The organism is Pseudoroseomonas ludipueritiae (assembly GCF_014490445.1).
GTDB lineage: Bacteria > Pseudomonadota > Alphaproteobacteria > Acetobacterales > Acetobacteraceae > Pseudoroseomonas > Pseudoroseomonas ludipueritiae.
The window spans coordinates 1-8,642 of the sequence record NZ_JACTUZ010000176.1; the positions used below are offsets into that span (position 1 = coordinate 1).

An 8,642-nucleotide genomic window follows, 5' to 3' on the forward strand; every position below is an offset into this window, starting at 1 on the left:
GCCCTGGCGGCCGCCCTGGCCGGAGAGCCCGCCGAGGGCCCGCGCGCCGTGCTGGCGCCGCTGCTGGCGCAACTGGCCGGCGCCGCCGGCTGGCAGGCCCGGCTGACGGAGGAAGCGCTGCTGCTGCATCCGCTGAGTTAAGGCACGTTCTTCATCTTTCCTTTGCCTCCCCGCCGGAGATTGGGCCGCAACGCAGCCGTCGGGGACCGCCATGGACGACCTTCTCGCAGACTTCCTGACCGAGACCAACGAAGGTCTCGCCACGCTGGACGTGGCGCTGCTGACGCTGGAGAAGGCCCCGGACGACCGCCCGACGCTGTCGGAGATCTTCCGCAGCGTGCATACCATCAAGGGCACCTGCGGCTTCCTGGGCCTGTCGCGGCTGGAGAAGGTGGCCCACGCGGCCGAGAATGTGCTCGGCAAGTACCGCGAAGGCTCGCTGAAGGTGACGCCGGCGGGCATCACGCTGATTCTCTCCGCCATCGATGCGCTGAAGGGAATTGTCGCCGGGCTGGAAGCCACCGGCAGCGAACCGCAGGGCGACGACAGCGCGCTGATCGCGGCGCTGGACGCGGCCTGGCGTGGCGGAGCGGTGGCCGCGCCGGAACCTGTGGTTGACCCTTTCGAGGCCGTGGAGATCCTGGCGCCTGAGGCGGTGGCCGAATCGCTCCCCTGCGAGCCGGTGGCAAGCGCCCCCGCCGCCCCGGCGGTTGCCGGCGGGGCGCCAGCGGCGGGTGGCGCCGGCGTGGCGCCGCCGCAGACCATCCGCGTCTCGGTGGATGTGCTGGAAGACCTGATGACCCTGGTCAGCGAGCTGGTGCTGACCCGCAACCAGCTTTTGCAGCTGGTGCGGGCGCGGGGCGACTCCGCGCTGACGGTGCCTTTGCAGCGCCTCTCCCACATCACTTCCGAATTGCAGGAAGGGGTGATGAAGACGCGCATGCAGCCGATCGGCAATGCCTGGCAGAAGCTGCCGCGCATCGTGCGCGACCTTGCCAATGAACTTGGCAAGAAGATCGAGCTGGTGATGAAGGGCGCCGATACCGAGCTGGACCGCCAGGTGCTGGAGCTGATCAAGGACCCGCTGACGCATATGGTGCGCAACAGCGGCGACCATGGGCTGGAGACGCCCGAGCAGCGCCGCGCCGCCGGCAAGCCGGAGATGGGCCGCATCACGCTGAACGCCTATCATGAAGGCGGCCATATCATCATCGAGATCGGCGATGACGGGCGCGGGCTGTCGGTGGAGAAGATCAAGGCCAAGGTGCTGAGCCAGGGCCTGACCACCGAGGTCGAATTGGCCGGGATGAGCGAGCGGGAAATCCAGCACTTCATCTTCCGCGCCGGCTTCTCCACCGCCGCCGCCATCACCAGCGTTTCCGGCCGCGGCGTCGGCATGGACGTGGTGAAGACCAATGTCGAGAAGATCGGCGGCACCATCGAGCTGCGCTCGGTGGAAGGGCGCGGCACCACCTTCTTCATCAAGATCCCGCTGACGCTGGCGATCGTGTCCGCGCTGATCGTGGAAGCAGGCCGGGAACGCTTCGCCATCCCGCAGATCGGCGTGGTGGAATTGGTGCGCGCGGGCGGCGGTGGCTCCACCATCGAGCGGATCGACCAGACGCCGGTGATGCGCCTGCGCGACCGGCTGCTGCCGCTGGTCTCGCTCTCCAAGCTGCTGAAGCTGGATGATGCGGAAGAGGTGCGGGAGGAGGATGCCGGCTTCGTCGTGGTGACGCAGGTCGGGCCCAATGTCTTCGGCATCATCGTGGACAAGGTTTTCGACACCGAGGAAATCGTGGTGAAGCCGGTGGCGCCGATCCTGCGCCACGTCACGATGTTCAGCGGCAATACCATCCTGGGCGATGGCAGCGTCATCATGATCCTGGACCCCAATGGCATTGCCCGCGCCACCGGCGTCGGCGCCGATGGGCCGGTGGAGGATGCGGCCCGTGCCGCCCTGGTGGGTGCCCGTTCCGGCGAACGCACGGCGCTGCTGCTCTTCCGCGCAGGGGACGAGACGCCGAAGGCGGTGCCACTGGGGCTGGTGGCGCGGCTGGAGGACTTGCCCGCCGCCAGCATCGAACTCTCCGGCAGCCAGCCGCTGGTGCAGTATCGCGGCAAGCTGATGCCGCTGGTGCCGATGTCCGACCACTGGATGCCGCCGCAGCCGGGCACGCGGCAGGCCGTGCTGGTCTTCAGCGACCAGCACCGCGCCATGGGCCTGATGGTGGATGCCATCCTGGACGTGGTGGAGGAGCACCTAGACATCGAGGGCAGCCACGACCGCCCGGGCTTCCTGGGCAGCGCCGTGATCTGCGGCAAGGTGACGGATGTGATGGATTGCGCCTGGTGGCTGCGCCAGGCCGGCGACGACTGGTTCAAGCCGCAGCCGCAGGGCGAGAAGACCGGCAAGCGCGTGCTGCTGGCCGAGGACAGCGCCTTCTTCCGCCACCTGCTGGTGCCGGGCCTGACCGCCGCCGGCTACGAGGTGACCGCGGTGGAGACCGGCAGCCAGGCGCTGCGGCTGCGGGAGCAGGGGGCGATGTTCGACATCATCATCTCCGACATCGAGATGCCGGAGCTGGATGGGCTGGGCCTCGCCCGCGCAGTGCGGGAAGGCGGCATCTGGCAGCATCTGCCGATGATCGCGATGAGCGCGCATGCCGAGCCCGGCCATTCCGCGCGCTGCCGTAACGCCGGCTTTACCGGTGATGTGGGAAAATCGGACCGGGAAGCGCTGCTGAGCCTGCTGCGCGACAGCCTCTCCCCCGCCGTCCATTGAGGAGCGAGACGTGATGCAGTCCGAAGCGCGTGCGCCCGGCACGCTGCCTGGAACCTTGCCCGGTGCGCCACCCGTGGCCGATGCGGCCGCCGAGATGGTGCTGACGCTGACGGTGGCCGGCCAGCTCTGCGGCGTGCCGGTGCTGGCGGTGCGGGACATCCTGGCCTCCCAGGCCATTACCCGCGTGCCCCTGGCGCCGCCCGAAGTGGCCGGCAGCCTGAACCTGCGCGGCCGCATCGTCACCGCCATCGACCTGCGGCGGCGGCTGGGCCTTGCCGACCGCGCCGCCGGCAGCCCGCCGCCGATGAGTGTGGTGGTGGAGCAGGGGGGCGAGCTCTACAGCCTGCTCTCCGACTCGGTGGGCGAGGTGGTGCCGCTGCCGGCTGAGGGTCTGGCCGGCAATCCTCCGACGCTGGACAGCGTATGGCGCGAGGTATCGCGCGGTGTGCACCGGCAGGGCGACCGCCTGCTGATCATGCTGGATGTCGACCGCATCCTGGCGATCGGTTGAGGGAGGGGATGATGGAAGGCACAGACGATATCCTGGTCGTCGATGACAGCCGCGTGGTGCGCAAGGCCGCGCGCCGCATCATTGAGCGGCATGGCTTCAGCGTGCGCGAGGCTGGCGATGGCGCCGAGGCCCTGGCGGCCTGCCGCGCCGCGCTGCCCCGGCTGGTGCTGCTGGACTGGAACATGCCGGTGATGAACGGGCTGGAATTTCTCAAAGCGGCGCGCATGGAGTTCGGCGCGGAGGAGCCGCTGATCATGCTCTGCACCACCGAAAGCGAATTCGAGCGCATCGTCATGGCGCTGGAAGCCGGGGCGCAGGAATACATCATGAAGCCCTTCGACGATGCGATCCTGACCGGCAAGCTGGCGCAACTGGGGTTGGTGCCAGAAGAATTCAGGACATGACGCCGCAGGCTGGCGGGCCGGTGCGGGTGATGCTCTGCGACGACAGCCCCACCGCCCGCACCGCCATGGGCCGCGTGCTAGAATCCGACCCGCAGATCCGCGTGGTCGGCCGGGCCGGGGATGGCAAGCAGGCGCTGGAGATGCTGGAGGCCCTGCCCATCGCGCAGCGCCCTGACGTGATGCTGCTGGACCTGGAAATGCCAGTGATGGACGGCATGACGGTGCTGCCGCTGCTGTTGAAGGCGCAGCCGAAGCTGGCGGTGATTGTCGCCAGTGCCCTGACCCAACGGGGGGCGGAAGCCACGATGGCGGCCATGCGTGCCGGTGCGGCCGACTATGTGCCGAAGCCTTCCGCCGCCGGTGGCGGAGTGCGGGACCCGGCTTTTCAGGCGGAACTGCTGGCCAAGGTGAAGGGCTGGGCGCGAATGCGCGCGCCGGTGCCGCCGGCCGCTCCCGCTGCGCGGGTGGCGCGGCGGCCTGGTGTTGCAGGGCCCAGGCCGAAGGTGGTGGCCGTCGGCAGTTCCACCGGCGGGCCGCAGGCCCTGGCGAGTTTCGTGCGCGCACTGCGGGTACCCGTGCCGGTGCCGCTGGTGGTGGTGCAGCACATGCCGGCGGGCTTCACCGCCATGCTGGCGGACCACCTTGGCCGCCTGGGCGGGCCACCTGCGGCCGAAGCGCGGGATGGCGAGGTGCTGCAGCCAGGACGCATCTATCTGGCGCCGGGCGACCGGCACCTGCTGGTGGAGAATGTGAATGCGGCGCTGGTCGCCCGGCTGAATTCCGGCCCGCCGGAGAATTTCTGCCGCCCTGCGGTGGACCCGATGCTGCGCAGCCTGGTGGCGGCCTGCGAGGGGCGGGTGACGGCGGTGATCCTGACCGGCATGGGCTCGGACGGGATGCTGGGCTGCAAGGCGGTGGCCGCCGCCGGCGGAACCGTAATGGCGCAGGACGAAGCCACCAGTGTCGTCTGGGGAATGCCGGGCGCGGTGGCGCGGGCTGGCCTGGCGCAAGTGCTGCTGCCGCCGGAGCAACTGGCGGAGCGGGTGATGGGACAATTCGACCCGGCTGGGGGAATGACATGAACGCCGAGGGATTTGCCTCGATCGCCGCGCTGGTGAAGGCGCGCTCGGGCATCGTGCTGACGCCCGACAAGGAATACATGCTCGAAACCCGGCTGGCGTCGCTGCTGAAGCAGGAGGGCATCGCCAGCCTCGACATGCTGGCGCTGAAGCTGCGCGACCCGCGCGCGGAGGCGCTGGCGCGGGCGGTGACGGAAGCACTGACCACCAATGAAAGCAGCTTCTTCCGCGATGGGAAGCCCTTTGACCACCTCAAGCGGCTGCTGCCCAAGTTGATGGCGGCTCGCCCGCCGGGCCATAAGCTGCGCATCTGGTCCGCCGCCTGTTCCACGGGGCAGGAAGCTTATTCGGCGGCGATGATCCTGGCGGAACTGGGCATCAAGAATGCCGAGATTCTGGGCACCGACCTGTCGCGGGAGGTGGTGGAGCGCGCGCGGGACGGCAGCTTCACCCAGTTTGAGGTGCAGCGCGGCCTGCCGGTGCAGATGCTGGTGAAATACTTCCGGCAGGAAGGCGGAAAGTGGCGCGTGCAGCCGGCACTGCGAGAGGTGGTGCGCTTCGAGGAGCGCAACCTGCTGGCCGACCACCGCATGCTGGGGCGGTTCGACATCGTCTTCTGCCGCAATGTGCTGATCTACTTCGACCCGCAGACCAAGGGACGGGTGCTGAATGCCTTGGCAGCGCAGATGGCGGCGGATGGCGTGATGTATCTTGGTGGCGCGGAGACGGTGCTGGGCCTGACTGATCGTTTGGTGGCGGTGATGGGCGAGCGTGGGGCCTATGCCCTGGCACCGGTGGCGGCGCGGATGGCGGGCTGAGCCCCGCCGCGCTCACCGCCGTGATCCGCGAGAGGGGAAGCGCAGGAATCACGGCATGATGCGCGCCGGCCTTTCAGTGGGCCAGCGCGCATCGAGGCGGCAGGGCAGGGCGGCTGTCAGGCCACGGCGTGCAGTGGGCTGGGACCGGCCAGGACAGCAGCGACTTCCGGCATGCCGTAGCGGTTGGCGAGGCTGGAAGGGTCCCGCAGCACATAGCCACGGCCCCAGACGGTGCCGATCAACTCGCCCGCCCCGGCCTGCGCCAGCTTCTTGCGCAGCTTGCAGATGAAGACGTCGATGATCTTGGCCTCAGGCTCGTCGATCCCGCCGTAAAGGTGGTTCAGGAAGACTTCCTTGGTCAGCACAAGGCCCTTGCGCAGGGTCAGTAGCTCCAGGATGGCATATTCCTTGCCGGTCAGGTGCACGTCACGCCCGTCCACCCGGACTTCGCGGGAGCCGAGGTTGAGGGTCAGTGGGCCAACGGACAGGGTCGGCTGGCTGAAGCCCTTGGCGCGGCGGACAATGGCCTGGATGCGGGCTAGCAGCTCCTGCTGGTCGAAAGGCTTGGTGATGAAGTCGTCGGCACCCATGCCGAAGCCTTTCACCTTCGCCTGCGGGCGGGACAGGCCGGAGAGGATCAGCACCGGCGTCTCCACCCGGTTGCCGCGCAGGCGGCGGACTACCTCGTAGCCCTCCATGTCCGGCAGCATAAGGTCCAGGATGACGATGTCGTAGTCATAGAGGGCGGCGAGTTCCAGCGCCTCCTCTCCCGTGCTGGCGATGTCCACCATCATGGACGCCGCCTTGAGCATCATGCTGACCCCGCGGGCGGTGGTCAGGTCGTCTTCAACCAGAAGTGTCCTCATTTTTGTCTTCCCCTCAATCTCTGATTGTATTGATACCACCATAAGGCGAGTTGAGAAGGACTTTTTCGGCGCAAGATTGTATTAAGAAGAATACTAAATCTAAAAATGAGACACATCGGAGCGGCAAAGCCTGCGAATCAGGGCGTTAAGCCTTGATTTTCACGAGGCAGGCCAGTGCGGCTATCGCCTTACGGGATTACTCGCCTTCTGGTTGAGGATTGCTGTACCAGCGAGGTTAGGTTCGTATTCAGAAATTTATCATTAATGAGACGGAATTTGTTTTGCCTGTAGGCACAAAAAAGGCCGGTCAGCATGTGCCGACCGGCCCGATCCTGGCTGAAGAAGAGCCTTAGCGTTCGACGCAGAGCGCCACGCCCATGCCACCACCGATGCAGAGTGTGGCCAGACCCTTGCGGGCGTCACGGCGCTGCATCTCGTAGAGCAGCGTGGTCAGCACGCGAGCGCCGGAAGCGCCGATCGGGTGGCCCAGGGCGATGGCGCCGCCATTGACGTTCACCTTCGCCGTGTCCCAGCCCATCTCCTTGTTCACCGCGCAGGCCTGGGCGGCGAAGGCCTCGTTGGCCTCGATCAGGTCGAGGTCAGCGATGTTCCAGCCCGCCTTTTGCAGCGCCTTGCGGCTGGCTGGGATAGGGCCGGTGCCCATGATGGAGGGGTCCACCCCCGCTGTGGCCCAGGAAACAATGCGCGCCAGCGGGGTCACGCCGCGCTTGGCGGCCTCGGCCGCGCTCATCACCACCGTCGCGGCGGCGCCGTCATTGATGCCGCTGGCATTGCCCGCCGTCACGGTGCCGCTCTTGTCGAAGGCCGGGCGCAGCTTTGCCAGGATCTCGCGGGAGGTTTCGGGCTTCGGGTATTCGTCCGTGCCCACCACCGTCTCACCCTTGCGGGTCTTCACCGTCACGGGCGCGATCTCGTCAGCGAAGCGGCCGGCGGAAATGGCCTCGCCCGCCTTGCGCTGGCTGTTGAAGGCGAATTCGTCCTGGTCGTCGCGGGTGATCTGGAACTTCTCGGCCACGTTCTCGGCGGTATTGCCCATGTGGTAGCCGTGGAAGGCATCCCAGAGCCCGTCGCGGATCATGGTATCCACGAAGGCGAGGTCGCCCATCTTCTGGCCGGCGCGCAGGTTCGCGCAATGCGGCGCCTGGGTCATGCTCTCCTGGCCGCCCGCCACCACGATGCTGGCATCGCCCGTCGCGATCTGCTGCGCCGCCAGGGCCACCGCCCGCAGGCCGGAGCCGCAGAGCTGGTTGATGCCGAAGGCGGTGCGGTCCACCGGGATGCCGGCGGCGATGGCGGCCTGGCGCGCCGGGTTCTGGCCGGCACCCGCGGTCAGGATCTGGCCGAGGATGACCTCGTCCACCTCGCCGGGCTCGATGCCGGCGCGGTTCAGGGCGGCCTGGATGGCAACGGTGCCCAGCGCATGGGCGGACAGATTGGCGAAGACGCCGTTGAAGGCGCCCACCGGTGTGCGAGCCGCCGATGCGATGACGATCTCGGTCATTCTTCTGATACTCCCTCTGGCCGTGCTGGTTCGGCACAGTGTGCGCCGCCGCAAGGGTTGCCTACAAGTCCGCCAGCCAGCGCAGCAGCGGCGACCACAGCGCGGCTTCGGCCCTTCCGCCGGCCGCCATGCCAATATGCCCGGCGGGAGTCATATGGACATGGGCCGCCGGCATCCGCGCCGCCAGGGCCAGGGCCGAGGCCGGCAGCACGATTCGATCCGATTTCGGAATGGCCAGGAAGGTAGGCAGCGCCAGCGCGGCCGGGTCCACCACCGCTCCCGCCACGCGCCAGCGGCCGGAGCCCGGCTCGTTCCGGCCGTACCAGCCCCCCAGGCATTCCCGCGCCACCGGGGCGGCGAGGGGGATGCCGTCATTCAGCCAGTCCTCCAGCGCCACGAACTGGATGGCGCGCGGGCTCGCCGGGTCCAGCCGGGCAAAGGCGCGGAACTTCCGGGCGATGGCCCAGGGGTCGAGCATGGCGAAGAGCGACTGGATGGCATCGACCGGCAGGCTGCCCGTGGCCTGCAGCACCGGCTCCAGCCCCGGCAGCAGGGTGGCCATGCCGCGGGCACGCTCCACCGCCTCGGCGCCGCCGGCCGCGAAGTCCCAGGGCGTGGCGAGCAGGGCCAGGGCGCGCACCCGCTCCGGCCGGCGCA

Annotated in this window: 7 protein-coding genes and 1 pseudogene; 5 read left to right on the plus strand and 3 right to left on the minus strand. The window is 68.3% G+C overall.

Annotated features, from left to right (window positions below):
• Positions 1–211 precede the first annotated feature (211 nt).
• The 5 genes from IBL25_RS22565 to IBL25_RS22585 are packed head-to-tail and all read left to right on the plus strand — an operon-like array spanning position 212 to position 5,597.
• Entirely contained in the window at positions 212–2,785 is a 2,574-nt protein-coding gene (locus tag IBL25_RS22565; RefSeq protein WP_187780741.1) for a hybrid sensor histidine kinase/response regulator, read from the plus strand.
• 13 nt (positions 2,786–2,798) lie between these two features.
• Complete coding sequence (locus IBL25_RS22570; protein WP_187780746.1) at positions 2,799–3,296, plus strand: chemotaxis protein CheW; 498 nt, start codon at positions 2,799–2,801, stop codon at positions 3,294–3,296.
• Between the two features lie 8 nt (positions 3,297–3,304).
• Entirely contained in the window at positions 3,305–3,700 is a 396-nt protein-coding gene (locus tag IBL25_RS22575; protein WP_238940597.1) for a response regulator, read from the plus strand.
• Complete coding sequence (gene cheB / locus IBL25_RS22580; protein WP_238940598.1) at positions 3,697–4,782, plus strand: chemotaxis-specific protein-glutamate methyltransferase CheB; 1,086 nt, start codon at positions 3,697–3,699, stop codon at positions 4,780–4,782. The genes IBL25_RS22575 and cheB overlap by 4 nt, the downstream gene beginning before the upstream one ends.
• Positions 4,779–5,597, plus strand: a complete 819-nt coding sequence (locus tag IBL25_RS22585) for a CheR family methyltransferase (protein ID WP_187780743.1) — start codon at positions 4,779–4,781, stop codon at positions 5,595–5,597. The genes cheB and IBL25_RS22585 overlap by 4 nt, the downstream gene beginning before the upstream one ends.
• 116 nt (positions 5,598–5,713) lie before the next feature.
• On the opposite strand, the gene ctrA is transcribed toward IBL25_RS22585, so the two are convergent.
• From ctrA to IBL25_RS22600, 3 genes and pseudogenes are all read right to left on the minus strand, one after another.
• A complete protein-coding gene (ctrA, locus tag IBL25_RS22590) occupies positions 5,714–6,463 on the minus strand; it encodes a response regulator transcription factor CtrA (RefSeq protein WP_187780744.1) in 750 nt (249 codons plus the stop codon).
• 349 nt (positions 6,464–6,812) lie between these two features.
• A complete protein-coding gene (locus IBL25_RS22595) occupies positions 6,813–7,985 on the minus strand; it encodes an acetyl-CoA C-acetyltransferase (protein ID WP_187780745.1) in 1,173 nt (390 codons plus the stop codon).
• A 61-nt stretch (positions 7,986–8,046) separates the two neighbouring features.
• Positions 8,047–8,642, minus strand: a pseudogene (locus IBL25_RS22600) (alpha/beta fold hydrolase); the annotation flags it as partial.